This window comes from Streptomyces sp. NBC_01210 (assembly GCF_036010325.1).
Lineage (GTDB): Bacteria > Actinomycetota > Actinomycetes > Streptomycetales > Streptomycetaceae > Streptomyces.
The window spans coordinates 5093661-5119272 of sequence record NZ_CP108549.1; the positions used below are offsets into that span (position 1 = coordinate 5093661).

Below are 25612 nucleotides of genomic sequence, written 5' to 3' on the forward strand. Positions count from 1 at the left end.
TACTGAGGCCGCTGGGTGTTCGGCAGCCGGACGACGGCGATGCCGCCGTCCATTGTCCCGGGCCGGGACAATGGACGGCATGAACCTGCAGAGCTCCGAATGGGTCACCGTTGCGGCCTACGAAAACCTGCCCGGCCGTCCGAACCCGACCGCCGCAGTACGCGCTTGACTACGTGATCGCGGCATCGACTGGATGCCCTTCGCGGAGAGCGACATCCACTGGAACCACGCCTGCGGTCCAGGTCCCGACGGCCGTTGGCGCGGATGGTACGACGTTCGCATCCGGGCCGACGCCCTGCGCCCGCTGGGGCTGCATCCCGACCAGCCCACGGCGAAGGTCAGCGGGCCGTCTCCGCCTCGTTGGTTGCATGCGGCGGCGGAGCGCCGGGCGCGGTGAGGTGTACGGCGATCGCGGCGGCGAACCCGGGATCCGTGGGCAGGTCGGCGAGCAACCAGTCGGCGCTCCCTGCCGGTTGGGCGCCGGCTCCCACATAGGTGAGGGAGAGATCCTCGTTCAGGCCGACTCCGGTTGCCTTCAGCAGGGCTTCCTTCCGGGTCCAGCAGCCGGCGAAGGCGGCGGGGCGGTGCTCGGGGGGCAGCGCCGCCAGTTCCGTACGCTCCCTCGGGTGCAGCTGGGTCGCGACTTCGGCGACCGTGCCCGGGGCGGGGACGCCCTCGACGTCGACCCCGACGGGCACTGTGGCCAGGGCGATCATCACCAGGCCGTCGGTGTGCGAGAGCGAGAAGTGCACCGCGTTGCCGGGAACGACGGGTCGGCCGTGCGGACCGCCGCAGTGGGTGCACGGTTCGCGCGAGAGCGTGATCGCTTCCGGGGCCTGGCCGAGCCGTTCGCCGAGCAGCCGGCGCAGGGTCACATGCGCGACTGTGTACGCGTCACGGTCCACGGCTCGCCGGAAGGCAGCGCGGCGCGCGGACTCGTCGGCGTCGAGGAGGTGCAGGTGGGCGGCGGTGTCGTCGGCATGGGCCGAGACCCGGCCGGACCACACCAGCTCTACGCCCGGCAGCGTCGTCGCCGGGCGGCCGGGACCGGCGGATACGTCGATCGGCATGTTGAACTGCATCTCCCTCGCCACGTCTGCCTCCAGTTCTACCTGCCCTGCCCGGACTTTCTCTAACGGATCCATGGTTCCTTCAACGTGAGGGTGAGCAGGCGGCGGCCATGGAAGCGGCCATGGAAAGAGTCTGGAGTCCGTTGTGCCAACCAAGGGCGCATCCGCGGATGCGGCAGACCCGGGCACCGTCCGGCCCGGCGGACGGACCGCCCGTGTCCGGGCATCTGTACTGCGGGCGGTGGGCGACGCGCTGGTCGAGCACGGTTTCCACAGCCTCGACCTCGCCGATGTGGCCCGCCGCGCGGAGGTGGGCAAGACGACCGTGTACCGCCGCTGGGGCACGACCACCGGTCTGATCGCCGATCTGCTGGCCGACATGGCCGACATGGCCGAACAGTCCGTGCCGCGTACGGGCTCCGGCTCTCTCACCGAGGACCTGAGGTCCAACGCCCGTCTCGTCGCAGCCACCCTGACCGACCCCCGCCAGGGCCCCCTCTTCAAGGCCGTGATCGCCGCCGCCACCTGCGACGAACGCACCGCATGGGCGCTGCACCGCTTCTATGCGACCCGGATCAAGGAATGGGCGCCGTGTGTCGAGGGAGCCGTCGCCCGCGGTGAGCTGCCCGCGGGCACCGACGCCCGGGAAAGTGATCCGGGCTGTCTCCGCCCCGCTCTACTATCGCGTCCTGGCCAGCGGCGACCCGCTCGACGAGGCGGCCGCAGACCGTGCGGCCGCGGCTGCCGAGTCCGCGGCGCGGGCGGGCGCGTACATCGGATGACGGGCGACGAGGCGACGAAGGTGGCAAGGGCCTGACCCTCGGCGAGGTCAGGCCCTTGAACAGGCTTACGCGGCTCAGATGTTGACGCCGAAGTCCTGCGCGATGCCGCGCAGCCCTGAGGCGTAACCCTGGCCGACAGCACGGAACTTCCACTCCGCGGCATTGCGGTACAGCTCGCCGAAGACCATCGCGGTCTCGGTCGAGGCGTCCTCGCTCAGGTCGTAACGCGCGAGCTCGGCGCCGCCGGCCTGGTTGACGACGCGGATGAACGCGTTGCGCACCTGCCCGAAGGACTGCTGACGGCTCTCGCCCTCGTGGATCGAGACCGGGAACACGATCTTGTCGACCTCGGCAGGCACGCCCGCCAGGTTCACCTTGATCTGCTCGTCGTCGCCCTCGCCCTCACCCGTGAGGTTGTCACCGGTGTGCTCGACGGAGCCTTCCGGGCTCTTGAGGTTGTTGAAGAACACGAAGTGCTGGTCGGACACGACCTTGCCGTTCGCATCCACCAGCAGGGCGCTGGCGTCGAGGTCGAAGTCGGTCCCGGTGGTGCTGCGTACATCCCAGCCCAGGCCCACGACGACCGCGGTCAGGCCCGGGGCCTCCTTGCTGAGCGAGACATTGCCGCCCTTGGAAAGGCTGACACCCATGGAAATCCCCTGCGCAATCCGGCGCGGGCCGCGCCTCTTGACGATTCCTTTGCCCACGGGGGCAACGAGCGGTCACCGCCCCTGGTTCCCCTGACATCCAAATGGCCGTCACCATGCTTCGCTGCTCTCGCGTCCTCCACCGAGCCCGGGGTCGTCGCGGCGGCTCGTCACGGCGGCTCGCTGTGCCCCAGCCGGTCGCCGACCCGGCTGCGCAGCCGACGCGTCACCGCGGTCGCGGCGGCGGTCAGGAAGACGAAGCTGTAGAGGATCTGGAGCATGGTCACCAGGCGGGCGGTCTGGCTCTGCGGCACGATGTCCCCGTAACCGACGGTCGCCAGCGTGACCACGGTGAAGTAGAGCGCGTCGAGCCTCGTCTGCAGCCCGACGAACGCGCCCGCATGCCGGGCGAGGGCGTAGTACGTGGCCGAGAAGACCAGTACCGACAGGAACATCAGCAGCACAATGACGACGACGGGGTGGGTGTCCGGCCTGTCGAGGAGTACCTCCCTGATCTGAAGCAGCAGCAGGCACGCGATGGCGGCGAGCACCACGATGAAGACCGTCCAGCTGAGTTCCGGCCGGTGTGGTCCGAGGCCGTTGAGGGGAAGCACGAAGTACGCCGCGGTCATGGCGACTACAAGACAGAGGGATGTGACCCAGAGCCGTAGCGGCGCAACATTTGTTGTGCGGTGCACCACGTGAGCCTCCCGCCCAAGGTCGCGTCCGGTGCCGCGTCCCGTCGAAGCCGCTGTCGCCCCCCCACGATCGTCCGCCCCGGCGATCCGTCGCCACCCGGCAGCGGCCGAACGGTGCAGTCATGGCGCAGGGCAGTGCGGACGAACGTCACGGCCCGACGGACACCGCCTCCACAAGTGCGCACCCTCGTCACTCGAACGGGTGTACCCGTATGGCGGTGGTGTGTGTACCGGCCGACGCTCGAAGCCGGTACGCGACCGGCGTGCGGGACGAGAAAAGGAGCACCCATGAGCCAGGACCAGCCGGTGGGATCACCGATGAACATGGAACCCCCGATGGACAGGGGAACACCGATGTACAAAGGACCGCCGCCCGGGGAACCGAACAGCGGCTGGGTGACCGGCGGCCTCGTATTCGCCGCCGTTCTGATGCTGTGCGGCGGTGTGCTCGCCGCGCTCCAGGGCATAGCGGCGATCGCCGAGGACGATGTGTACGGCCGACTCGGCAACTACGTGTACGGCATGAGCCTCACCGGCTGGGGCTGGATCCACCTGATCCTCGGCATCTGTGTCGCCATCACCGGCGCAGGGCTGTTCAAGGCCGCCACATGGGCACGATTCGCCGGTATCTTCCTGGCCGCGATCAGCCTCGTCGCCCAGTTTCTGTTCCTGCCATACGCGCCGGTCTGGTCGGTGATCATGATCGCGATCGACCTGTTCATCATCTGGACGCTGGCGGTGTACCACAGCACAGAACCAAGGCCGGCTTCCGCCTGAGGGAAACGAGAGGAAACGAAAAGAGTTCGGAGGGAAACCGAACCCAGCGCTGCTTCCGCACGACGGCTCGACCGTAGGCAGCCACGAGCCGTCCCCCCGCCGTAGGCTGCCGGGACTCCACCAACTCAGTTGCCTACGGGAGTCCTTGAGTGAGCGAGCAGCCGAAGAAGCCGTTCCTGTACGTCATCGTCTGCGCGGCCGGGATAGCCGGCGATGTCGGCAAGCTGATCACCGCCGCGCAGGAGCAGTACTGGGACGTCGGCGTCATCGCAACCCCGCAGGGCCTCGGTTTCATCGACGCCGAGGCCGTGGCGGAACAGACCGGCAACCCGATCCGCTCTGCCTGGCGCGGCCCCGGCGACCCTCGTCCGTTCCCCGCGGCGGACGCCATCGCGGTGGCCCCGGCCACCTTCAACACCATCAACAAGTGGGCCGCCGGCATTGCCGACACCCTCGCCCTGGCCACGCTGTGCGAGGCCTACGGTGCCGGCATCCCCACTGCCGTGCTGCCGAGCGTGAACGCGGACCTGGCCGCTCATCCCGCGTACCGGCAGAGCCTGGTCCGGTTGCGTGAGATGGGCGTGGTGATCAGTGCGTACGAACCTGACGAGCCCAAGGCGGGCGGCTCCGGCTGCTTCCGTTGGGAGGAGGCCCTGGATCTGCTCACGCCGAAGGTGTCCGCCTGAGGGCGACCGGACAGGGCGAACGTCATCGGACAGGACGAACGTCATCGGACAGAACGAACGTCACGGCATGATCTCCAGCGGGTAGTACTCGTGCGGCCGGTCACCGATCCACTCCACCCACGTCGGATCGTCGAGGAGCTCCTCCGTATCGGGCAGCCCTGCCAGGCGCAGGAACTCCAGCACGTCCCGGTCGGAGTCTGCGAGGCCCATGATCTGCTGTCGCACCGTGACCCGCCGCCCGCCCGACGCGGCGATCCGGTGCACGACGATCGGCGGATGTCGGGACATACATCCAGGCTGCGACGAACAGTGGCCCACAGCACGCCGAGATCGGTGCCGGGCAGGCCGGTGGAGGAGCGCTGACCCGGCGGTCACGCAGAGCGGGCGCTATGGGGCCGATCGTGTGATCGTGGAAGGAGGACCAACGCGCTGAAGGCAGAGGGAAATATGGCCAGAAACAAGCAGCTCACGGCCCGCGACATCATGTCCAGCGGGGTGCAATGCGTCGGTGCACACCAGTCGCTGTTCGAGGCGGCGAAGATGATGCGCGACTTGAACGTCGGATGCCTTCCCATCTGCGGTGATGACAACAGACTCACGGGCGTGATCACCGACCGGGACATCGTCGTGAAGTGCTGTGCCGAAGGAGTCGACCCCGCTGAGGTGCAGGCGGGATCCCTGGCCGGGGCCCTGCATTGGATCGATGCCGGGGCGGGCGCCACCGAGGCGCTGGAAATCATGGAGACGCACCAGATCAAGCGTCTGCCGGTGATCGATGTCGGGAAGGGCCACAGCCTGGTTGGAATGATCACGGAGGCCAACCTCGCCAAGAATCTGAACGACGAACAGATCGCGGAGTTCGCGGCCCGTGTATACGCGGGCACGCGCTAGCCGACCCACGCGCTAGCCGACCCACGCGCTCGGCAGGGCCCGGTGAGGCGTGGGCGGAGCCGGTATACGCGCTGTGGGCGTGTCATCGCTGATGCGGACACCAGAGGCCGAATCTAGACTGACGAAGGCATGTGAAGTCCTGAATTAGGGAGATATACACCATGGCCAAGCGAGGGAACAAGCGACGCGCCCGTAAGAAGAAGAAGGCCAACCACGGCAAGCGTCCCAACGCCTGACCCGACCGTGCACACGGCCGACAGTCCGGTCTCTTCGCGGCCCGCCGCCCGGATTGAGGTCGAGGAACGCCCGCTCGCCCCGCTGACCCGGCATTGACCGTGGGCCCGGCAGGTCCCGTCTCGTCGGCTACCTGTCGGGCCGGTCGGTCCCGTGCGCCCGGCGTACTTCGTGCACCCTGCGCGCCCGTCAGACCGGTCGGACCCGCCGGACCCGGCGCACCCGCCCTGCGCACCCGGCGCGCCCGTCGTGCCAGTCGCGCCCGTCGGGCTCGTCGCTCCCCTCTCGCGGTTGTCCTTGCCGCCGCTTTGCGACCCGTCCTTGCGTGCATCGCTTCCGCCGCCCGTGCTGCTCGACGCGCGGGACCAGCGCGAGCCAGGAGATCGTGCTGCCGACCATCCACTTGTCTCGACGCCGCAGCGGCCCCAGCACGGGCCTAGTCCGGTTGTGCGGAACCGGGGGCCAAGTGCTCGGCGAGGTGCTTGAGTTGGCGGGCGACGACCTCGGCGCCGTGGTGCGGGTCGAGCAGGGTGCAGGCGTGCGGGAGCTCGGCAGCGAGCCGGGGGAGTGTCGATCCTCCGGGGGCAACCGGCCTGCTCCGCTGCTCTACAGGCTGCGGAGCGGCCGGGATGTTCAACTGCGCCGGTTCCACAGAGGGCCCCGAGGATAGGCCGCTGATTCCGGCGGGTCTAAGGTCGAAATCGAGAACCAGAACGATGGAGGGCGGTCGGTAGTGCCACAGGACGAGGCCGTGATCGGCTGCTCCGGAGAGCTGATCATCGGCACCCGTGGATCCGCCGGTCCCGGCGAGATCCTGGTGCGGGTCAGAGGCGGATCCGAGACCTTCCTCGCCTGGTCCGAAGAGCCCCTGCCGAGGGGCGCGACCGTGCTCGTGATCGGATCCCGCGGCACTCGCCAAGTGGACGTCATCGAGTGGGCCGATCCGTTGGATGCGTTGGGCGGCAGCGCCGTCGGCGCTGGTTAAGGAGACGAAGCATGTTCGGTTACCGGGTTCCCGCTCCCGACGAGGCCATGTTGATCTCGGGAGGCAGGCGCGGGCTGGGTGGCGCGCCGTTCCGTGTGGTGACGGGCCATGGCAAGTTCGTGCTCCCGATCTTCCGCAAGACCCGCTTCCTCACGCTGTCGATGTGCGAGGCCGAGGTCACCGAGACCTGTGTCACCAGGCAGGGCATCGCACTTCACGTCCGCGCCGTCATTGCTTTCAAGGTCGGCAACGACACCGAGAGCATCATCAACGCCGGCCAGCGATTCCTCTCCGACCAGGACCAGATGTCGGTGCTGACCGGCCGGATCTTCGCAGGTCACCTGCGCTCCATCATCGGCTCGATGACCGTCGAGGAGATCGTCACCGAGCGGCAGAAGCTCGCCGCCGAGGTCTTGGACACCTCGAAGACCGAGATGGCCAAGATCGGGCTGATCGTGGACTCGCTGCAGATCCAGTCGATCGACGACGGCGATGTCGGCTACATCGACGCGATGTCGGCCCCGCACAAGGCAGCCATCCAGCGGCAGGCCCAGATCGCACAGGCTCAGGCCACCCAGGCGTCGGTCGAGGCGGAGCAGGTGGCCGCGCGGAACCAGGCCGAATACGCGCGGCAGACCGCGGTGGTGAAGGCGGAGTACTCGGCGGAGGTGGACCGCGCACAGGCCCAGGCGGCGCAGGCCGGGCCGCTGGCGCAGGCGCACGCGCAGCAGGAGGTGCTCGCCGCGCAGACCGAGCTGGCCCAGCGCGCGGCCCAGCTCCGCCAGCAGCAGCTGGTGGCCGAGATCGTGAAGCCGGCGGAGGCCGAGGCCGAACGGATCAGGGTGCTGGCCGTGGCCGAGGCGGAGCGGATGAAGATCCAGGCCGCGGCCGCCGCCTCGTACGACCGGGTGGCGCTGGACCGGATGCTGATCGATCAGCTCCCGCAGATCGTGAAGGAGGCCGCGGGCGGCCTCGCCGGAGCCAATGTCAATGTGCTCAACGGCGCCGACGGCCTCGGCGAGATCGCGGCGGGTCTGGTCGGCCAGGGGCTGACGATCCTGGACTCGGTCAGGCAGAACCTGAGCGGTTCCGATCACCGACCCGAGAAGGGCAACGGTCCGCTCGGCCTTCCGGGGCACCTGACCGGCCCCGAGAAGGGCATGGACAAAAAGGACGGACCGCGCAAGCCGGCCGACGGGCCGGTTGTCATCGACTAGCGCCTTGGTGGCGGACGGCGAGCGGTAGCGCTATCGGGGAGTGGGTTTTCATGATCCACTCCCCGTTGGTCACTCGCCAGGCGCTCCAGGAAACGAATCGCTCCGTGCGGCTCAGTTCCCGCGGCGGGCGACGCCGCGCTCCACATGGAACCGCTGCTGCGATGAAGGCCGTCTGCGACGTCGTCGCGGGCGCACCCCGATTCACGGATCGAAGCTCATGCAGTCGACAGGGGTGATGGGAACTACCGGGTGGTGGTACTGGGCACGTCAGTCGTCCGTGAAGAGGATGACAGCGTCACAGGTGCATCATCGACAACAGCTCAGGGCTCCTCATACCGGACGACACCTGAGGTTGGTGGTGGCCCGGCTTCATCCATCCCGCCGCTTCCGCGGCGGCGACGGCGTCTGCCTCAGCCGCATCCGCCGTGGCGTTCAATGGCCCGTTCGTTCCCATGCCTCCCTTCCCCGCGGCGTCTGCGGCGGCCTGGGATGCCTTGAGGGCAGCGCGATTGGCGGCAACAGAGAGATCGCCGGCGCCGTCGTGGAGCTGACCCATCTGGGCGGCAAGAGCGCCGGCGGCAGCGGCGTTCCTTGCACAGCGGGCGTCTGCCGCAGGGTCAGGGGCACTCTCTGAGAGCGTGGCGACGGCTTGAGCGGACAGGCGGGCGGCATGGGCGGCCTTCCAGACGACCTCCCTGCCCGCTGCTTCGTCTTCGTGCTTCTCGTCGGGGCTGCGTTGCTCGATGTAGTGGCTGATGGCGGCGGCGCGAGCTGCGGCACTCCGGGTGCGTGCACCGTGGCTCTTCCTGAGGGCCTCCTCAGGGGTGGCCTCTGTCGCCTCCTGGGCGTGGGTGGCGCGGGCTTCTGAGGGGCCCACATGCTCATCGTCGTTGCGTGCGCTCATTGCCATCTCCTTGCCTGCCAGGGCGATGGTGCTACCTGATCGAGTACCCGTCGATGGCCACGGACATTGCGCCGCGGGCCGGGAGCGACAAGCAACGGGCGTCCGGCAGGGTGGCACGTCGGGCGCCAACAGACCAGAGCTGGCCCGCTGGAATGAGGGGGGCGTGTCCGGTGGATCTTGGTTGATCCATAGGAGTGCACTGACCAGGTCCTTGTCGTTTCGGTGCCTGGCGAGTGCTGTGCCCAGGCATACGATCGTGAGCCAGAGCAGATGGTGACCACCAGACAGCCGCTGGGCCGCCGGGGGTAGCGATGCGTCAAACCAATCTCACTGGGGAGCCGGCCCCGTACGTCAGCGCCCGTGAGGAGCTGCGGCAAGCCGAGATCGAGCTGATGCGCCATCGTGAACGCGTCGCCGACCTGCGTCGCCGGTTGCCGCTGGGCCCTGTCGTCGATGACTACATGTTCGAGGAGGGCCCTGCTGATCTGCAGGCTGGTGACGCGCCGGCGCAGACCGTGCGCCTGGGTGAACTGTTCACCCGGCCCGGGCGTGACCTGGTCGTCTACCACCTCATGTACGGCAAGAAGCAGACCGAGCCGTGCCCCATGTGCACGATGTGGCTCGATGGGTTCAACGGAGTAGCCCACCACGTCGCGCAGAACGTCGACTTCGCGATCGTCGCCGCGGCCGACCTGCCCTCGCTCCGCGCGCACGCCCGAAACCGGAAGTGGACGAATCTGCGTCTGCTCAGCGCCGGGTCCAGTACCTTCAAATACGACCTGGGCAGCGAGGACGCCGAGGGCAACCAGGACTCGACGGTGTCGGTGTTCACCCGCGACGACAACGGGTCGGTACGCCACTTCTACTCGGTGCACCCCCGGATGTCGGACGACATCGACCAGCGAGGCATCGACCTGCTCAGCCCGGTATGGCACATCCTCGACCTCACCCGCCAAGGCCGAGACAACTGGTTCCCCGCACTCAGCTATGAGGCCAGGCCGCTCAGCAACTGAACCGGCTCAGGTAGATGTGCCCTCGTCGCGAGAGCACCGTCCCGCCGACGAGGGCGATCGGGCTCAGGAAGCCCACGATCAGACCGAGACCGAGAGCCATCTCCGCGTACGCGACGAGGTACGCCATCAGTCGGGGGTGGGGCTTCACGATGTGGTTGAAGCCTTGCCGGACGACAGGCCAACGATGCCTGGCCGCGATGCTCGCCGCCCATGTGATGCCGCCGCCGGCGAACCAGTCTTCTTGTCCTGGTGGCGCCAGCTCTCCAGCCGACCACAGGCCGAGACCGATGTGGAGGACCGCGAACGACTCGGCCCGCTGGGCCAGATCGTTTGCATCCTGCTCCCACTGACCCTCATTGAACTGACGGAGCGTCAGTTCATCGGACGTTGCCCAATCTCGCAAGGGGTGGAGTTCTCGGCCCCTCCTTGTCGTCGAGGGGGTGAGCCCATAACCTCGACCTGATGGTCCGTCAGATACGAGCCGGGTGAACCGGCGGGCAGTTGGGGGTACAGCGTGGTTGGCATTGCGAGCGGTACCAGGGAACTCCCCAAGGTCATCAGCGTGGACGATCACGTGATTGAGCCCGCGCATCTCTTCGAGACCTGGCTTCCGACGAAGTATCGCGACAGGGGGCCGAAGCCCTTCACCGCCGGAATCGGCGATCTGGAGTACATCGGCGGGAAGTACCGGTTCACCACCGACCCGGAGGGTCAGATCACCGACTGGTGGGAGTACGAGGGCCTGATCTTCCCGTACAAGCGCATCATCGCGGCCGTCGGCTTCTCCCGCGATGAGATGACGCTTGACGGCATCACGCGGGAGCAGATGCGGCGCGGGTGCTGGGACCCGAAGGCCCGGTTGGAGGACATGGACCTCAACCACGTGGAGGCCTCCCTGTGCTTCCCGACATTCCCGCGCTTCTGCGGGCAGACCTTCGCGGAGGCCAAGGACAAGGAGGTCGGGCTCGCCTGCGTTCGGGCGTACAACGACTGGATGGTGGAGGAGTGGTGCGGTGACAGCGGCGGCCGGCTGATTCCGCTGTGCCTCATCCCGCTGTGGGACATCGACCTGGCGGTCGCCGAGATAAAACGGAACGCGGCGCGCGGCGTGCGGGCGGTGACCTTCAGCGAGATCCCCACCTATCTGGGGCTGCCGTCGATCCACTCCGGCTATTGGGACCCGTTCTTCGCGGCTTGCGAGGAGACCGGCACGGTCGTGAACATGCACATCGGGTCCAGCTCCCAGATGCCGGCCGCGTCGCCCGACGCGCCGCCCGCCGTGCAGGCCTCGCTCTCCTTCAACAACGCCATGGCCTCGATGATGGACTTCCTCTTCAGCGGGGTGCTGGTGAAGTTCCCGCGGCTGAAGCTGGCGTACAGCGAGGGCCAGATGGGCTGGATCCCCTACGCCCTGGAGCGCGCCGACGACGTGTGGGAGGAGCACCGTGCCTGGGGCGGGGTGCGCGACCTGATCCCCGAGCCCCCGTCGACGTACTACTACCGGCAGATGTTCTGCTGCTTCTTCCGCGACAAGCACGGCATCGATTCGATCGAGACCGTAGGCGTCAACAACGCCACCTTTGAGACCGACTATCCGCACGTCGACTCCACGTGGCCGCACACGAAGCAGGTGGCGGCCGATCACGTGGCCAGTCTCTCTGAGGACGTGACCTACAAGATCCTTCGAGGTAACGCGATTCGCATGCTGGAGCTGCCGTTCGACCAGGACCGGTCAACCACCGCCTGAGAGCTGCACTCGGCCGGAGTCCTAGAATCTGTCTGCCGGCACGGTGAGCCGCCCTCAGCGTCGTGGTCCGAGGGCACCCGGCGGAGAGGCGTACGGTCACCAGGCGGAGGTGCAGCCGCGCCTCATCGCGTCGGAACGAGAGGCGATCGCATGACGGACCGCGCTTCGGAACTGCTCGTCACGCTCGCCCGCGGGTACGTAAGGAAGGCTCCCGGCTCGCTGTTCAAGGGAGCGATCGCCGCGCATTACCTGAATCCCCGCCTGCGCGATCACCCTCGTCAGCGGGTGGTCGACGCCAGGTTCGAGGCCAAGTTCGCCGTCGACACCCGGGACCTGATTCAGCGATACATCTACATGTACGGTGCCTGGGAGCCGCACATGATGCGATGGCTCGCGAGTCGACTTCGGGCCGGAGATGTCCTTGTTGATGTCGGTGCGAACCTTGGCTTTCTGAGCGTCTACGGCTCCCGGCTGGTTGGGGGAACGGGCCGGGTGGTGTCGATCGAAGCGTCCCCTGTCTTCCATCGGCGGGTGCTCCAGCACGCAGAGCTCAACGGGTGCGACAACATCCGTGCGGTCAACGCCGCGGTCTCGGACAGCCTTAGGACGCTCACCTTCGTCCTCGCGAGCGCACGAAACATGGGCGCGAACAGCATCGTGCCGTGGGACGGACCGGCGGAGTCCACCTTCGAGATGGAAGCGCGTCCGCTGCCCGAGCTCCTCCAGCCGGACGAGATTGCACGAGCTCGTGTGATCAAGATCGATGTGGAGGGCGCGGAAGGCGGTGTCGTCCGCGGGCTTGCCCCGATGCTTGACGAGCTCCGTCCCGATGTGGAGATCACTGTGGAGGTGACTCCGGAGCGCATGGAGCAACTGGGCGACTCCGTCGATGAGTTGCTGGAGACGATGCGCAAGCACAGCTTCCATACCTACCGCTTGGCCAACGACTACGCGCCGGAGAGCTACCCGAGTGCCCTGCGCCGGCCCAAGCCTCCAGTGCGATGGCGCGGGCCGGTCACAGCCGAAAGCGATCTGATCTTTTCCCGAGTCGACGCCGAGATACTGAGGTGACTCGGCCTTTCCGCAGGTGGCTTCGGACTCGGAGTGACATGGGCGTACCAGCGAGGACGCACACGCCGGACCGGTATTCGGCCGGCTGCAGGCCCCGGTGCGGCCCTCGGCCATCGGCGTGGACCGGCATCAGTCTCGCTGCCTTGGCAGCGGGGACGTTGAAGCCGCAGCGGCCCCGCCCACCTACGAGGGTGATCCGGGCAACGCGTTGAACAATTGCGCACGTTCGGGTGCGGTGGCGTAAGGGGTTGACCCTGCCCCTGCGTCAGGGTTGGAGCCTGGCCGCATGACGAACAACAGCACTTCCTCGGCTCGGCTCGCGCCGCCGATCGGAGGGTTCCAGGAGATCGAAGGCCGCCGCATTTCCGTGCATCGGTCGGGCAGCGGCGGACCGGCCGTGGTGTTCCTGCCGGGCGCCAGCGCGGTCGGCCTGGACTATTTCGGCGTCCAGCAGGAGGTTTCGCAGTTCACCACCGCCGTTGTGTACGACCGCGGCGGCACGGGCTACAGCGATCCCCTCCCGCTGCCGCGCACCGCCGCCGCGGTCGCCACGGAACTGCGCGAGCTGCTGCGCGCCCAGAACATCGCCGCCCCATACGTTCTGGTGGCGCACTCCCTCGGTGGCTTCTACGCGCATCGGTTCGCGCAGCTGTACCCGCAGGACGTGGCCGGGTTGGTCTGGTTGGACGCCTTCCACCGCGACTGGGACGACTTCATGCCTCCCGCGGCGGGTCTGGCCGCGGTCGAGCGGATGGCACCTGATCGGGAGCAGCTGGAACGGATGCGCCCGGCCCTGCGCGAGATGTACGCCGAGTTGCTCGCGGACTACCCGGAGCACGTGCGGCAGGCGCTGGTCGATGCCAAGGTGAGTGACGAATGGACCCACGTCGGCATCGCCGAGCGCACCAAGTTGGCCGAACTCGCCACCGAACTGCGGGCCGGGCCGAACATTCCCGACGTCCCGGTGGTCGCTCTCTCCGTGGTGGGCACCGACCCCGGCCAGCAGGCGCTGACGTCGGAGCGGACGTTGCAAGAGATGCATGACGGCAGGACGAGAATGGACGCGGCCCTGGTGAGCGCGGTCTCGCACGGGGAACAACGCATCATCTCCGACACCAGCCACCACCGGCTCTGCTTCGACCGCCCCGATGCCGTGGTCCAGGCGATCCGCGACGTCGTCGACCGAGGTCGCCCCTAGACTCGGCACGACCACTTTGTACGAAGACCCGAGGAGGACGGTGCTCACGATCGGCCAGCTCGCGGCAACCGCCGGCGTGACCGTGCGCACCGTTCGCCACTACCACCATTTCGGCCTGTTGCCCGAGCCCGAGCGCGATGCCTCCGGCTACCGCCGCTACAGCGCGCAAGCGGCAGTGGACCTCATCCGGATCAGGACCCTCGCCGACGCCGGGGTGCCACTGGCCCGTATCGACGCGCTGCTGCATGCGCAACCAGCCGAATTCGCCGCGGCCGTCACCGACATCGACGCCGAATTGCAGCGCAAGATCGACCAGCTCACCGAATACCGCCGCAGGATCGCCGAACTGGCCGGCGGCGAAAGGCTTGTCCTGCCCCCCGAGGTGGTCGCCATCCTGAACCGGATGCGCAGTCTCGGGGTCAGCGAACGGAGGGTACGACTCGAGCGCGACTCGTGGATCCTGATGCAGGCACTGGACCCGCACGTCATGCCGCAGCGGATACGGGACAAGAACGCCGGCTTCGACGACCCCGAGACGACGCGCCTGTATCTCGCCTGTGATCAATCAGTCGACTGGGATCCGCACGATCCACGCCTGGACCGGCTCATCGACGACATGGACGCATGGGAGATCAAACATGAACGAGACAGCAACCGGGCAGGGTACCTGAAGCTGGTCTCCTCCCGGATCTCCGAGGCATCACCGGCATGGCAACGCATCGTCGACGCGCTCGCCCACCGCGCCAAGCAGCGCCGACCCGTCGGGCACGACAGCTGACAGGCGCAGCAGAACCCGAGAACCGCCCCGGCCGACCGGTCGGACGATCTTCACCGTGGACACAGGCCATCGACCAGCGCGAGCCGCTCGCCCACCTCTGTCAACGACTACGCCCCGGAGAGTTACCCGGCTGCCCTGCGTTCCCCCCCGAGTACCGGTCCGCCGGCGAGGGCCGGTCTCCGACGAGAGTGACCTGATCTTCCCCCGGGCCGACGCCGAAACGCTTCCCTGACATGACACGGCCCGGCTCTCCCGACCGAGAGAGCCGGGCCGCGAAGCTCATCGGGCGTCCGTGACGGGGTAGCGCCACCGGAGGTGCGACAGCGCCCGAGCCCTCGCTTCGACGACTGCCATCCGGGCGTCACGCTCGGCGGCATCCGTGTGCGCGGCCTGGCCGGTCGCCTGCCCAGGCCACTTGCGGTACAGGAGTCCCACCTCGGGCGAGAACCAACCGCGGCTGGTGGAGTTCAGGGCGAGCAGTAGCCCCGTGTCCTCCGAGGCGGGAAGAGCCATCCAGCCGCCGAGCGCGAGGAGCAGTTCGCGGCGAACGAGCAGCGTCGCCGGGTGGACCTGTGCGCGGAAACCATTCGCCTTCCAGAAGTCGAGCACGGCCCCCCGCTCGATCGGTCCAGCTTCGGGGTCCCCGGGAAAGCCCGCCGTGGAGCCGTCGGGCAACAGATCCAGTACGCGCGATGTCGCCCAGCCGATCGCGGAGTCACCTTCGAGCGCGGCCAGGTCGCGGGCCAGCGCACCCGGGGTCAGTTGGTCGTCGGCATCCAGGACCTTGACGTACTCGCCGTCTGCGTGCGCGAGGGCCATGGTCCGGGCGACGCCGGGGCCGCCGGGGCGCCCCTGCTCGAAGGTCACGCGGTCGTCGTCGGGGACGTGGGGAGCGACCTCGTCGCTCTCGCCGTCCTCCTGGATCAACCAATGCCACTCCCATCCGTCGGGGAGCTCCTGCTCGCAGAGAGACTTGTACGCGTCCGGCAGGAACGGGGCGGATGGCGGGTGGACAGCAGTGATGATGACGACGCGCCGAAGCACGGCACTCACCACCTTTCCAGATGAGTGGTGAAGAGCATTTCCGTGCGGTCACCAGGCAGCGTGATGTCGGATACGTCCACGACGCGGTCGTTGATGTCGAACGAGGTCTTCCGGAGAACCAGGACCGACGTGCCCGGCGGCAGCTCCAGCTCATCCGCCTCTTCCGGTGTGGGTGGGCGGGCGGTGACGCGTTCCTCGACGCGGTCCACTTCGATTCCCACGGTGTAGAGCTGGTTCTGTGTGCCGCCGGGCCACGGTTCGTTGGTGTCGTCCAGGAGGTCCGGGTTCTCCTCGACCAGGGCGCGGACGATGTATGAGGTCACCAGGTTGAGCGGGGCGGTTTCGGCGGCGTACCTCGTCCGGTAGGTGCGCTCCAGGAGGGGCGTGCCCTCGGGGACCCCGAAGGTCTCCGCAAGTTCCTTGTTCGCCTTGGTCTCGCGATACGCCGCGTAAAAGACGAGGTCGTCCATCTGCAGGCCGGTGTCGTGCTCGGTCGCGCCTGTCTCCAGCCTCTTGGCCTCCGGCTCGCGCGCGCGGCCCTTCTCCCACTGGTGCCGGACGTTGTCGCGCAGCACCGTCGTGCGGGGCCGACGGACGAAGTTGCCGCGGCCGTGCTGCTTCTCGATCAGCCCTTCGTTCTGCAGCAGTCGAAGTGCGTTCTGGATCGTCGGGAGGCTCTTCCCGTACTGCTCGGCGAGTTTGGTCTCCGCGGGAAGTCGGTCGCCGGGCTCCAGCTGACCGGCGCGGATGGACTGGCGGAGGTCATCCGCGATCCGCTCGTACACCTTTGCCACTGATGCTCACCGTTCTCTGTCGCCCGACGGGACTCAGCCTATGACTCCTCATCTTCCAGCCACTGCGCGCGCGGCAGCACCGTGGCCGACGGGGCGGCCGCGCGGAGCACAGCCAGGGACGCGCCGCGGATGTCCACCCCGTTGACCGGGGCGCCAGCGGCGTTGCGTGGGGTGACGTAGGCGCCGTTGTCGCCGGTGCCGGTGTGCATTACTGCGGCGATCCGCAGGGTGCGCCGTGTGCCGTCGGGAAGCCACACGGGGACGCGCTCGCCGGCGGTGTGGCGTTCCCACTCCTCGTTGACGACGATGGAGTCGTCGTCCAGGTCGCGCACGTCGCCCGAGACCAGCGGAAGTCGCGCCGTGCGGCGGCACAACCGCGAGCGATTCATCGCTGAAGTCGGGAAAGCTCCCGCCTCTCCACCTGCGCCGAATGAATAACAGGCTCCAGCGGAGGATGGGATTCCTTGCCCACCTCCCCGGACCTCGTAGAGGACCGCGGGCTTTTGCACACCCCTGTTCCGCTGTTGATGTTCTCCGCAGGACATGGAAGCGCCCGACCGCTGGCGACGGGGGATGCACCAGCGATCGGGCTGTAGCCAAGAGTAACAAGGCTGCTTGTACGGCGGGAACCGGCTGCTCAGCCGCATCGAGGCGTTGTGATCGGGATCACGTAACGCAGCCCGCAAGGGGTGGAAACGGAGAACCAAGGCCGCTGATGAGCGGACCGGGGTGTCCCGCCGGACGCTCGGGGAACATGTCGCTGGTCGAGCCTCGGCCCCGCTACTGGTCGCACGGGGGCTCGTACGAGAGGCGGGGCAGATACTCGTGCCATTTCGCCGGCGTCAGAACGCCCCGAGTGGTCGAGCAAATGCGACGAATGGCCTCGTCGACGTCGAGGTTCCACAGCCGGACGGTATCGGCGCCGCTCGATACTCCGAGCATGTGGCTTCTGGGACTGAACGACAAGAAATTGCCCGTCTTGGCGTTGGGGCTCATCGATTGACCAATGGGAGCGGCCTTGGACGGATCGGCCACTTTCCAGAGCCGGACCGTGTTGTCGTTGCCGCCACTCGCCATGGTGCGGCCGTCCCTGCTGAACGTCAGCGACACGACCGCTTCGGTGTGGCCTGTGAGGGGGGAGCTCAGCGGGGTTGCCTTGAGGGGGTCGCTGATGTTCCAGAGCCGGACCGTGCCGTCGTCGCTGCCGCTGGCCAATGTATGGCCGTCGGGGCCGTAGGAGAGCGTGTTGATGGGGCCGAGGTGCCCGGTGAGAGGTGCCCCGAGTTGGGCGGCATGACGTGGGTCGGCCATGTTCCACAGCCGGATGGTGTCGTCCGCGCTGCCGCTGGCGAGAGTGCGGCCGTCCGGGCTGAAGACGAGGGAATTGACGTAGCCCATGTGGCCGGCGAGCGGCTTGCCGAGCGGAAGAAGGCGGGACGGGTCGCTGCTGTTCCACAACTGAATGGTGCGGTCCTCATGGGCGGTTGCCAGCGTGCGCCCGTCCGGGCTGAATGCCAGCGCGTCGGGGCCCGCGAACCGTGTCCTCAGTTCGACGGGCGGCCCGTAGGAGACAGGCCGAGTCGGGTCGGTGACGTTCCACAGCTGCACTGCGCGGCTTCCCGTCAGCACCGCGAGTGTGTGGCCGTCGGGGGAGAACGTCAGTGAACGCACGTCACCCTTCCCGGGCATGAACGGTTTGCCCAGCGACGCGGGCCGTTCGGGAGTCGTCACGTTCCACAGCCGTACCCTTCCGTCGCGCGCGGCCGTGGCCAGCACCTGCCCATCCGGGCGGAACGCTCCGATGCGGCCGATCATGTCCGACGTCGGTATCGACCACAGGCGGACCCTGCTGTCACCGCTCCCGGTGGCGAGGGTTCGGCCGTCGGGGCTGAAGCCCACGGCGTACATCTCGCCACTGCTCCCTGCGAGAGGCTCGCCGACCTGCGACGGATATGCCGGATCGCTGACGTTCCACAGGCTCGCCGTACTGTCTGCGCTGCCGGCGGCGAGCATGGTTCCGTCGGGGCTGAAGGCGACTGACCATACGGGACCGGTGTGGCCGGTGAGAGGCGCGCCGAGCGGCGTCGCGTGACGTGGATCGGCCGCGTTCCAGAGCCGGATGGTGTCGTCCGCGCTGCCGCTGGCGAGGGTTTGGCCATCGGGGCTGAAGGCCACCGAGTGCACCGTGTCCGTGTGGCCGGTCAGCACTGTGTCGATCCGCGTCGGATGACGCGGATCGGCCATGTCCCACAGCCTGATCGTGTCATCGTCGCCACCGGCTGCCAGCGTCCGTCCGTCAGGGCTGAACGCCATGGAGCGCACGGCGGCGGTGTGGCCGGTCAACGCACCGAGCGCCTTCGGCCGGCGCGGGTCGCTCATGTCCCACAGGCGAACGGTGTGATCTTCATTGGCGGATGCCAGAGTGTGTCCGTCCGGGCTGAAGGCGAGCAGGTAGACCGTGCCGCCATTGCGGGTCAAGGGCGCGCCGAGCGGGCGCGGGTGGTCGGGATCCTGCACGTTCCACAGCCGGACCGTACCGTCGTCCGAAGCGCTGGCGAGGGTGCGGCCGTCCGGGCTGAAGACCGCGCTGCTCACCCAACTCGTGTGGCCGGTGAGGGGCTTGCCCAGCTGTTTGGGCCGAGTCGGGTCCGACACGTCCCACAGTCGAACGGTGCGGTCGTAGTTGGCGGTGGCCAGGAGCCGTCCGTTCGGACTGAACGAGGTGAGGTACACGGCGCCGGCGTGGCCGAGCAGCGGTGTGGCCAGCGGCGCGTTCACGATCGAGATCAGCCGATTGTTCGCGCCCTCGTCGTCCGGCCGCAAGCGGTGAGCCACCAGGTCGAGTTGAGCGGACAACGACGGGTCCGTGTACTGGACGCGATCGGCTTCGGCGACCACCTGCTCGAACACCGCATCGTTCCGCTGCTGCCACGCGACCACCGCCGAACCGACGGCCAGCATCGCCAGGACGACCAGAGCCGACACCGCACCACGGCTGATCCAGACTGTGCGCTTGCGCAGCCTGACCGAAGCAGCCAGGAATTCCACCGCGATCCGCGACAGGAAGGTGTCACCGGCGGATATCGCCCAGTTGTGGGCCTGCTCCAGACGGGAACCCCGATAGAGCAGTGACGTATCGCGGTTCGACCCTTCCCAGGCTCTGCCGTCCTCTTCCAGCCGCTGGCGCAGCAGATTGCCGGTCCTGTCCTCGTCGATCCAGTCACGCAGGCGTGGCCAGGCGTGGAGCAGCGCTTCATGGGTGATCTCCACGGTCTCCGCGTCGAGTGTCACCAATCGGGCGCTCACCAGTGCTTCGAGCGATTCCTCCGTCTTGTTGGGGTCCGTTGACTCCGCCGCCAGTTGGCGCCGCGTCCCCCGTCTACGGGTGGCCTGGGTGTCTTCGCCCAGCCGGACCAGCCTGAGGAGGAGCAGTCGCGCGGCCGTGCGTGCTGCCGGGTCGAGGCCGGACCAGGCCCGCTCGGCGGTCGCCGCCACCGCTCCCTGGATTCCGCCCGCCGCGCGGTAGCCGGCCAGCGTCAGCCTTCCCGCCTTTCGTCGCTGCCAGGTGGCGAGCAGGGCGTGGGAGAGGAGCGGCAGAACCCCCGCGTTGTGCGCCCCGCGGGGGCCGTCAGCGCTCAATTCCCGGACGATCAGTTCCCCCAGCCCCGGTTCGAGTTCCAGGCCCACGGCTTTGGCCGGGCCGGTCACCGCTTCGCGCAGCTCCGTGGTGGTCAGCGGCCCGAGCACCATGTGCCGATGCTGCAGCGCGTCGGCCAGTTCGGGATACCCGAGGCATTGCTCGTAGAAGTCGGCGCGTATGCCGAGGACTACGAGCACGGGGGCTGGGTCACCGGAGCCGGGGGGCGAGCATGCAGCGTGGAGGAGCTGGATGAAAGTGCGCCTGCGCGCCTCGTCGGAGCAGAGGGTGAACGCCTCCTCGAACTGATCCACGATGATGACCGGACGGGCGGCGGAGGATGTCTCGCGGTGCGCCCATGCCGTGACGGCCTTCCTCACCACGCGCGCGACCTGCGGAGTACCGGGCTCCTTCACTGCCGCTTCCTTCACCGCCGGTTCCTTCGCCGTCGGTTCCTCCGCGGCAGAGACGACGTGCGCGAGCTCAGGGATCCGGCGGGTCAGCTCCGCGAGAGGATCGCCTCCCGGCGCGAACTGCAGAACCCCCCTTGCCCGGCTGTTCTCGTCCCCCAGTGCGCCGTTCTGCAATGCGGGCACCAAGCCGGCGTTCAGCAGGGAGGATTTTCCCGCACCTGAGGCGCCCACGAGCATGACCAGGCCACCCGTCTTCTCCGCTGCGCGGAGCTGAGCAATGAGGGCATCCGTGCTCCGCTCGCGGCCGAAGAACCACCGGGCGTCTTGCTGACGGTACGAAGCCAGCCCCCGGTATGGGCACACACCGGCGACGGTCGGGGTTTCGGCCGGGGGTTGTTCCTCCGCTTCCGCGGATGCAGCGGTGCGGTCGCTGACCGGGTCGGCAACCGCGCGCTCCCACAGGCGCTGCCACTGGGCCAGGTCGTACAGGCCCGTGGACACCGGCGCGGGCCGCGAGCGCCGCGCTTCGGGGATCAGGATGTGCAGCACCACGGCGAGGGCGGCGAACTGAGCAGGCACGTTCCTGGCCCGTCGCCAGTCGCTGATCCGCTGAGCGGACACCCGCACTGGCCGCCCTTGTTCGTCGACCCGCTGAAGCCGGACGACCGCCTCGGCCACGCGCTTGAGGGGAGGGTTGCCTGCCTCCTTGTACAGCAGCGCGAGACGTTCCGCGAAGGCTGTGCGTGCCCCTGAGTCGGAACTCAAGGTCTCCACCCCTTACTTCCCCCGTATCTGGGCATCCGGACCGGAAAACTCACCTTATATGGCTGACCTGCGGTTAAGCCGTTGGCCCGGTGCCGGAACCTCCTCGGCGGGAGCCACAGCTGGCAGGATCACGACGCAGTAGCGCATCACCGGGCGTCGCCCGGATATGCCACCAGCTCAGCGCTCGGAGAGACAACTCATGACGCCACATGTTCTCGGTCATCTTCCGTCGGAGTTACGAGACGGTGGCGACGGTCTCGTCGCGTGCGTGTGAGAGATCCGTGGAGCCAGTCCCATCCGGGACTGCTATCGCGTCGACCACGGGTCCGGCCTTTCCCCGATCCGCGCCGTACCGGCGCGGATCGACGCCGCCCGTATGGTTCGGCACCGGTCCCCACGAGGGGAGGGACTGGTGCCGTACGACGCGGCGTGTGGAGGCTGTGCAGGCCGGGGTGCGTTGTCCGACGGCAGCGATCGCACGCCGCTCACAAGCAGCCAACGGCAGCCGATCACCGCGGTGGCCGCGAACGCTTCGCTCGGTGCACGCATCAGGCCCGGTTTCCTGAGAAGGGAACCGGGCCTGACCTGGTGCTTCAGCTGTCGGGTGGCGGGATTTGAACCCACCACCTGGTCGTCCCGAAGCAACTCGGATGGGCGCTCCGCACGGCCATCAACGGTCCAGGCGCGACTTCGGCGACTGCGGCACTGACAGATGAGCCACCGATTGCCAATTGGCCCGTGACCTGGGCACAGCGCCCTGAGAGACTGCACCTCCAGTGTCGTGCTGTGAGGAGATGCCATGCAGGTAGCCGTGGTCACCTTTGACGGATTCAACGAGCTCGACAGCTTCATCGCCTCCGCGCTGATCAACCGGTGCCGAAAGGACGGCTTGGAGGCCTTCATCACGACGCCGACGCCGGTGGTCACGTCCATGAACGGCGTCGAGGTAACCGGACAGCGCCCGATGGAGTTCGTGACCGAAGCCGACGTCGTGCTGATCGGTAGCGGGGTGAAGGCACGAGACGTAGTCGCCGACGACCGGCTGATCTCCAGGCTGTCGCTCGCCCCTTCGCGACAGCTGATCGGTGCGCAGTGCTCCGGCGCGCTGGTGCTCGCCCGGCTCGGGCTGCTGGATGGCATGCCCGCCTGCACGGACATGAAGAGCCGGCCCTTTGTCGAAGCACGCGACGTCACCGTGCTGGACGAGCCGTTCCACGCCGAGGGGAACATCGCTACGGCGGGCGGTTGCCTGGCGTCCCAGTATCTCGCCACGTGGGTGATCACCCGAATGCTCGGGGAGGACGCCGCGCGCGACGTCATCGGCTACGTGGCTCCGGTCGGCGAAAACCAGGAGACTGTCGAGCGCGCCATGCGCGCCGTCCACGCGGGCGAGGTTGTGCTGCGCTGACGCCCCGCGAATCAGCCCTCTGGGCTGCCGCTTCGTCGTCCAGGACTGAAACCACCGCAAAGTTACGGTCATCAGGACGCGGATGACCGCGTCTGTCTCCGTGATCGCGAAGACTGTCACGCAGGAGAGCCACAAGGGTGCGCCCCCATGGCTCACTGCGCCCGGACTTGTTCTTACTGGCCATCTCGCCTGCCGGGCACGCATCGGGCACGGCCGGTGGGCACTGCTTGAGGAGTTCGATCAGTCTGCCCTGACGTCCGGTCGGCATGTGCTCGATTCCAGCTAGGTCCGGACGACTCGGGGAGCCCACTGACTGGGGGCGGCATAGCATGGCAAACCCGGGCGAAAGGGTCACTGGCATGCCGCGAGTGATCTGGTGCGGCGCCATCAGCTTCGGCCTGGTCGCCCTCCCCGTTCCAGGTCGTCGCAGCAGCCGAATCCCGCGACATCACCTGCACCGCGTCCACGAGAAGGACAGGGCTGAGCGATGACAGGAAGACCGAGATGACCGCCTCGTACGAAACCATCAAGACCAGGCTGGACGGCAATGTCCTGTCCGCCACGTTCAACGCGCCGCCGATGAACCTCATCGGTCCCGAGGTCGTGCGGGACCTGGTCGCACTGCTCGAGGAACTGTCACACCCGAACGCCCCACGCGTGGTGATCTTCGACAGTGCGGACGCCGACTTCTTCTTCCCGCACGTCGACATGACGAAAGTCCCCCAGTACACCGCTGAGGCCGCGAAGGCCGGAGGCCCCGGCGATGCCTCCCTGGGAATGCTGTTTCGCAAGCTGAGCCTGCTCCCGGCCGTCACCATCGCCAAGCTGCGGGGCCGCGCCCGGGGAGCGGGCAGCGAGTTCCTCCTTGCCTGCGACATGCGCTTCGCCTCTCGGGAGAACGCCATCCTGGGCCAGCCCGAAGTGGGAATCGGAACACCCCCCGGCGCGGGCGCGATCCAGCACCTCACCCGTCTGCTGGGCCGGGGCCGTGCACTCGAAGCCGTGCTGACGTCGTCGGACTTCGACGCCGACCTCGCCGAACGCTATGGATGGGTCAATCGTGCGGTCCCTGACGCCGAACTGGACGACTTCGTAGCAGGCATCGCCGCGCGCATGAGCGGCTTTCCCCGCGATGCGCTGATCGCAGCCAAGTCGGCAATCAACGCCATCAGCCTGCCGGCTCCTGCCGAAGTACGCGCAGACGCCGCGCTGTTCCAGCAACTCGTCCGAGGCGAGGGAGTGCAGCAGCGCACGGCTGAGTTGTTCAAGCAGGGCTTCCAGACCCGTGGTGCCACCGAACTCGGCCTCGGAGACGCCCTGGGCGACTTGAAGGCGATCGACTGATGAAGAACTGCCGTGAGGTCGGTGGAGTGGGTTTGGTCGGTAGCCGCGGGTACCCGAAGAACAGAGCCGTTGCGGAACTGGGCTCACTCCCGTGGCCCGGTCAAGCGCCCTTGGAAGCCGGGTTCGTTCGTCGGTGGCTGCCTGAACGATCTGTTCAAGGTCAAGTCCTGTGGCGCGTCGCAGGTCCGCGCCTTGGAGCTGGGCGTCCTTGAGATCTGCCCCCTGGATATTGGCCTCATCAAGGCGAGCCCTCTCCCCAGAAGTCGTACGCCACTACCAAGGCCACCTCGCCGGGCGCCGCACGATGCGCCCTCAGGAGGAATACCGTCCCGTCATCGACGGCGAGTGGCGCGAGTTCGAGGAGCACTTCGACAAGCGCAAGCTCGAACTCGGCAGCTGCGGCCGTCCCTGTGCGACCCCTTGCAGCCATGAGCACGCCTGCTTCTCTGAACTGGCGACAGCCCGGGCGAACGGGCGGGAGAGAAGATCGTGATTCTCTCGGCTCGGCTCGGGGCCAGGAACTACTGTCGTGAGCATGGTCGAACACGGTGCCCTCAGTGCCACCCGCGAGGCTTACGACGCTGCTGCCTCCACCTATGCGCAGCTGTTCCGCGACACGCTGCGTGACAGTCCCCTGGACCGCGCGATCCTGGGTGCCTTCGCCGAGGTCGTCAGTGCGAGTGGGAAGGGTCAGGTCGCGGACCTGGGGTGTGGGCCTGGCCATATCACCGCTTATCTGGACGAACTCGGGCTGGCGGCGTTTGGTGTCGATGCCTCTCCTGCGATGATCAAGTTGGCTCGACAGGCCTATCCGGGCCTGCGGTTCGACGTGGGCTCGATGGCCGCGTTGAACATCGCTGACGGCGTGCTGGGCGGCGCACTCTCACGTTGGTCCATCATCCACACTCCGCCGCAAGAACTCCCCATCATCCTGGCGGAGTTCCACCGCGTGCTGGCACCTGGCGGCCACCTTCTGGTCTGCTTTTCGGCAAGTGATGATCCGTCTCACCTGACGCAGGTCTTCGACCACACAGTCGCCCCGGCCTATCGGTGGTCGCCTGATCACCTCGCCGCGATGCTGCGCAAGTCCGGGTTGGCCGAGGTGGCCCGGATGGTTCGCGAGCCTCAGCCCACCGACCGACGGCAGTTCCAGGAGATTCAACTGCTCGCCCGTAAAGCCCAGGCAGGGGCTGCTGTCGCAGATGTCGGCACGTCGTGTCCGTTGGGCCGGGTCCGGTCGAAGGAGTGAGCATCTGACACAAGCGTGCTCATGGATGCAAGGGGCACGGATCGCGCGGGAAGAGTAGGCACGGTCCGCCAGGACGACCACAGGGCGGGTTCTTGGCCTCCCGAGTCCGTTCCGCGGAATCCGGATCCTGGCCATGACCGCCTCGAAGGCCGGCGCGTCACCTGCCTGGCCGGCGGTGACGTGGATGGCCAGAGGCCGCGCCTGGCTGTCACCGGCCAGGTGTCCTTCGTGCTCAGGCTGCCGCGGGAGCGTCCGAGCGC

The 25612-nt window shown here is 67.8% G+C and carries 25 protein-coding genes and 3 pseudogenes; 15 read left to right on the plus strand and 13 right to left on the minus strand.

The genetic code is table 11. The annotated features are described in order from the left end of the window. Positions 1–338: 338 nt before the first annotated feature. A complete protein-coding gene (locus OG735_RS23160; protein ID WP_327325089.1) occupies positions 339–1094 on the minus strand; it encodes a 4'-phosphopantetheinyl transferase family protein in 756 nt (251 codons plus the stop codon). Between the two features lie 121 nt (positions 1095–1215). On the opposite strand from OG735_RS23160, the pseudogene OG735_RS23165 reads away from it, so the two are divergent. Continuing rightward, positions 1216–1852 (plus strand): annotated as a pseudogene (locus tag OG735_RS23165) (TetR/AcrR family transcriptional regulator). A gap of 74 nt (positions 1853–1926) precedes the next feature. Here OG735_RS23165 and OG735_RS23170 read toward each other — a convergent pair. Both OG735_RS23170 and OG735_RS23175 read right to left on the minus strand, forming a co-directional pair. After that, on the minus strand, positions 1927–2502 hold the full coding sequence (locus OG735_RS23170; RefSeq protein ID WP_266548966.1) for a TerD family protein: 576 nt from the start codon (positions 2500–2502) through the stop codon (positions 1927–1929). Positions 2503–2669: 167 nt separating this feature from the next. Then, complete coding sequence (locus tag OG735_RS23175; RefSeq protein WP_327325090.1) at positions 2670–3131, minus strand: potassium channel family protein; 462 nt, start codon at positions 3129–3131, stop codon at positions 2670–2672. A 354-nt stretch (positions 3132–3485) separates the two neighbouring features. Between OG735_RS23175 and OG735_RS23180 the strand changes: the two genes are divergently transcribed. Beyond that, positions 3486–3974, plus strand: coding sequence for a DUF7144 family membrane protein (locus OG735_RS23180; protein WP_442812474.1), 489 nt, complete (start codon positions 3486–3488; stop codon positions 3972–3974). 149 nt (positions 3975–4123) lie between these two features. After that, positions 4124–4660: a flavoprotein gene (locus tag OG735_RS23185; RefSeq protein WP_327325091.1), complete on the plus strand. Its 537-nt coding sequence runs from the start codon at positions 4124–4126 to the stop codon at positions 4658–4660. A gap of 60 nt (positions 4661–4720) precedes the next feature. Here the strand turns inward: OG735_RS23185 and OG735_RS23190 are convergent, their stop codons facing one another. Then, positions 4721–4948 carry a hypothetical protein gene (locus OG735_RS23190; RefSeq protein ID WP_327325092.1) on the minus strand — a complete coding sequence of 76 codons (228 nt, stop codon included), beginning with the start codon at positions 4946–4948 and terminating at the stop codon, positions 4721–4723. Positions 4949–5107: 159 nt separating this feature from the next. Between OG735_RS23190 and OG735_RS23195 the strand changes: the two genes are divergently transcribed. Together OG735_RS23195 and OG735_RS42025 are read left to right on the plus strand one after the other, a co-directional pair. Continuing rightward, entirely contained in the window at positions 5108–5551 is a 444-nt protein-coding gene (locus tag OG735_RS23195) for a CBS domain-containing protein (protein WP_327325093.1), read from the plus strand. Positions 5552–5712: 161 nt separating this feature from the next. Next, on the plus strand, positions 5713–5787 hold the full coding sequence (locus OG735_RS42025) for a 50S ribosomal protein bL37 (protein ID WP_100661309.1): 75 nt from the start codon (positions 5713–5715) through the stop codon (positions 5785–5787). Positions 5788–6221: 434 nt separating this feature from the next. On the opposite strand, the gene OG735_RS23200 is transcribed toward OG735_RS42025, so the two are convergent. Next, entirely contained in the window at positions 6222–6437 is a 216-nt protein-coding gene (locus tag OG735_RS23200) for a hypothetical protein (RefSeq protein ID WP_327328648.1), read from the minus strand. Between the two features lie 81 nt (positions 6438–6518). Here OG735_RS23200 and OG735_RS23205 point away from each other — a divergent pair, with 81 nt between their 5' ends. Both OG735_RS23205 and OG735_RS23210 read left to right on the plus strand, forming a co-directional pair. Next, the gene (locus tag OG735_RS23205; protein ID WP_327325094.1) at positions 6519–6770 is read left to right on the plus strand and encodes a hypothetical protein; all 252 of its coding nucleotides are present in this window, start codon (positions 6519–6521) and stop codon (positions 6768–6770) included. A gap of 11 nt (positions 6771–6781) precedes the next feature. After that, the gene (locus tag OG735_RS23210; RefSeq protein WP_327325095.1) at positions 6782–7987 is read left to right on the plus strand and encodes an SPFH domain-containing protein; all 1206 of its coding nucleotides are present in this window, start codon (positions 6782–6784) and stop codon (positions 7985–7987) included. Positions 7988–8282: 295 nt separating this feature from the next. Here OG735_RS23210 and OG735_RS23215 read toward each other — a convergent pair whose 3' ends face one another. Further along, positions 8283–8891 (minus strand): hypothetical protein, encoded by a 609-nt coding sequence (locus OG735_RS23215; RefSeq protein WP_327325096.1) that lies wholly within the window; start codon positions 8889–8891, stop codon positions 8283–8285. Positions 8892–9202: 311 nt separating this feature from the next. Between OG735_RS23215 and OG735_RS23220 the strand changes: the two genes are divergently transcribed. Then, positions 9203–9904, plus strand: a complete 702-nt coding sequence (locus OG735_RS23220; protein WP_327325097.1) for a DUF899 family protein — start codon at positions 9203–9205, stop codon at positions 9902–9904. A 28-nt stretch (positions 9905–9932) separates the two neighbouring features. Here OG735_RS23220 and OG735_RS23225 read toward each other — a convergent pair. Continuing rightward, positions 9933–10240, minus strand: a pseudogene (locus tag OG735_RS23225) (DoxX family membrane protein); the annotation flags it as partial. A gap of 178 nt (positions 10241–10418) precedes the next feature. Between OG735_RS23225 and OG735_RS23230 the strand changes: the two are divergent. The 4 genes from OG735_RS23230 to OG735_RS23245 all read left to right on the plus strand — a co-directional run bounded on the left by OG735_RS23230 (position 10419) and on the right by OG735_RS23245 (position 14698). After that, entirely contained in the window at positions 10419–11651 is a 1233-nt protein-coding gene (locus tag OG735_RS23230; protein ID WP_327325098.1) for an amidohydrolase family protein, read from the plus strand. Positions 11652–11801: 150 nt separating this feature from the next. Further along, positions 11802–12722 (plus strand): FkbM family methyltransferase, encoded by a 921-nt coding sequence (locus OG735_RS23235; RefSeq protein ID WP_327325099.1) that lies wholly within the window; start codon positions 11802–11804, stop codon positions 12720–12722. Positions 12723–13008: 286 nt separating this feature from the next. After that, positions 13009–13920, plus strand: coding sequence for an alpha/beta fold hydrolase (locus tag OG735_RS23240; protein WP_327325100.1), 912 nt, complete (start codon positions 13009–13011; stop codon positions 13918–13920). Between the two features lie 40 nt (positions 13921–13960). Continuing rightward, positions 13961–14698 (plus strand): MerR family transcriptional regulator, encoded by a 738-nt coding sequence (locus OG735_RS23245; RefSeq protein WP_327325101.1) that lies wholly within the window; start codon positions 13961–13963, stop codon positions 14696–14698. 279 nt (positions 14699–14977) lie between these two features. Here the strand turns inward: OG735_RS23245 and OG735_RS23250 are convergent, their stop codons facing one another. The 4 genes from OG735_RS23250 to OG735_RS23265 all read right to left on the minus strand — a co-directional run bounded on the left by OG735_RS23250 (position 14978) and on the right by OG735_RS23265 (position 21360). After that, a complete protein-coding gene (locus OG735_RS23250) occupies positions 14978–15742 on the minus strand; it encodes a glycosyltransferase family 2 protein (protein ID WP_327325102.1) in 765 nt (254 codons plus the stop codon). Positions 15743–15747: 5 nt separating this feature from the next. Next, positions 15748–16536: a GntR family transcriptional regulator gene (locus tag OG735_RS23255; protein ID WP_327325103.1), complete on the minus strand. Its 789-nt coding sequence runs from the start codon at positions 16534–16536 to the stop codon at positions 15748–15750. A gap of 38 nt (positions 16537–16574) precedes the next feature. Then, positions 16575–16925: a hypothetical protein gene (locus OG735_RS23260; RefSeq protein WP_442812475.1), complete on the minus strand. Its 351-nt coding sequence runs from the start codon at positions 16923–16925 to the stop codon at positions 16575–16577. A 391-nt stretch (positions 16926–17316) separates the two neighbouring features. After that, on the minus strand, positions 17317–21360 hold the full coding sequence (locus tag OG735_RS23265) for an nSTAND1 domain-containing NTPase (protein WP_327325104.1): 4044 nt from the start codon (positions 21358–21360) through the stop codon (positions 17317–17319). A 790-nt stretch (positions 21361–22150) separates the two neighbouring features. On the opposite strand from OG735_RS23265, the gene OG735_RS23270 reads away from it, so the two are divergent. Together OG735_RS23270 and OG735_RS23275 are read left to right on the plus strand one after the other, a co-directional pair. Next, complete coding sequence (locus OG735_RS23270) at positions 22151–22759, plus strand: DJ-1/PfpI family protein (protein WP_327325105.1); 609 nt, start codon at positions 22151–22153, stop codon at positions 22757–22759. Between the two features lie 504 nt (positions 22760–23263). Further along, entirely contained in the window at positions 23264–24103 is an 840-nt protein-coding gene (locus OG735_RS23275) for an enoyl-CoA hydratase/isomerase family protein (protein ID WP_327325106.1), read from the plus strand. A gap of 238 nt (positions 24104–24341) precedes the next feature. On the opposite strand, the gene OG735_RS23280 is transcribed toward OG735_RS23275, so the two are convergent. Then, the gene (locus OG735_RS23280) at positions 24342–24539 is read right to left on the minus strand and encodes a hypothetical protein (RefSeq protein ID WP_327325107.1); all 198 of its coding nucleotides are present in this window, start codon (positions 24537–24539) and stop codon (positions 24342–24344) included. A 99-nt stretch (positions 24540–24638) separates the two neighbouring features. On the opposite strand from OG735_RS23280, the gene OG735_RS23285 reads away from it, so the two are divergent. After that, complete coding sequence (locus OG735_RS23285) at positions 24639–25352, plus strand: class I SAM-dependent methyltransferase (protein WP_327328426.1); 714 nt, start codon at positions 24639–24641, stop codon at positions 25350–25352. A 33-nt stretch (positions 25353–25385) separates the two neighbouring features. Here the strand turns inward: OG735_RS23285 and OG735_RS23290 are convergent. Next, positions 25386–25609: pseudogene (locus tag OG735_RS23290) on the minus strand (transposase); the annotation flags it as partial. Positions 25610–25612 lie beyond the last annotated feature (3 nt).

Coding starts and splice junctions, on each gene's coding strand:
- OG735_RS23260 (WP_442812475.1), bottom strand. CDS start 16,925: ATGAATCGCTCGCGGTTGTGCCGCCGCACGGCGCGACTTCCGCTGGTC.
- OG735_RS23275 (WP_327325106.1), top strand. CDS start 23,264: ATGACCGCCTCGTACGAAACCATCAAGACCAGGCTGGACGGCAATGTC.
- OG735_RS23170 (WP_266548966.1), bottom strand. CDS start 2,502: ATGGGTGTCAGCCTTTCCAAGGGCGGCAATGTCTCGCTCAGCAAGGAG.
- OG735_RS23175 (WP_327325090.1), bottom strand. CDS start 3,131: ATGACCGCGGCGTACTTCGTGCTTCCCCTCAACGGCCTCGGACCACAC.
- OG735_RS23195 (WP_327325093.1), top strand. CDS start 5,108: ATGGCCAGAAACAAGCAGCTCACGGCCCGCGACATCATGTCCAGCGGG.
- OG735_RS23235 (WP_327325099.1), top strand. CDS start 11,802: ATGACGGACCGCGCTTCGGAACTGCTCGTCACGCTCGCCCGCGGGTAC.
- OG735_RS23285 (WP_327328426.1), top strand. CDS start 24,639: ATGGTCGAACACGGTGCCCTCAGTGCCACCCGCGAGGCTTACGACGCT.
- OG735_RS23215 (WP_327325096.1), bottom strand. CDS start 8,891: ATGAGCGCACGCAACGACGATGAGCATGTGGGCCCCTCAGAAGCCCGC.
- OG735_RS23270 (WP_327325105.1), top strand. CDS start 22,151: ATGCAGGTAGCCGTGGTCACCTTTGACGGATTCAACGAGCTCGACAGC.
- OG735_RS23180 (WP_442812474.1), top strand. CDS start 3,486: ATGAGCCAGGACCAGCCGGTGGGATCACCGATGAACATGGAACCCCCG.
- OG735_RS23220 (WP_327325097.1), top strand. CDS start 9,203: ATGCGTCAAACCAATCTCACTGGGGAGCCGGCCCCGTACGTCAGCGCC.
- OG735_RS23210 (WP_327325095.1), top strand. CDS start 6,782: ATGTTCGGTTACCGGGTTCCCGCTCCCGACGAGGCCATGTTGATCTCG.
- OG735_RS23190 (WP_327325092.1), bottom strand. CDS start 4,948: ATGTCCCGACATCCGCCGATCGTCGTGCACCGGATCGCCGCGTCGGGC.
- OG735_RS23240 (WP_327325100.1), top strand. CDS start 13,009: ATGACGAACAACAGCACTTCCTCGGCTCGGCTCGCGCCGCCGATCGGA.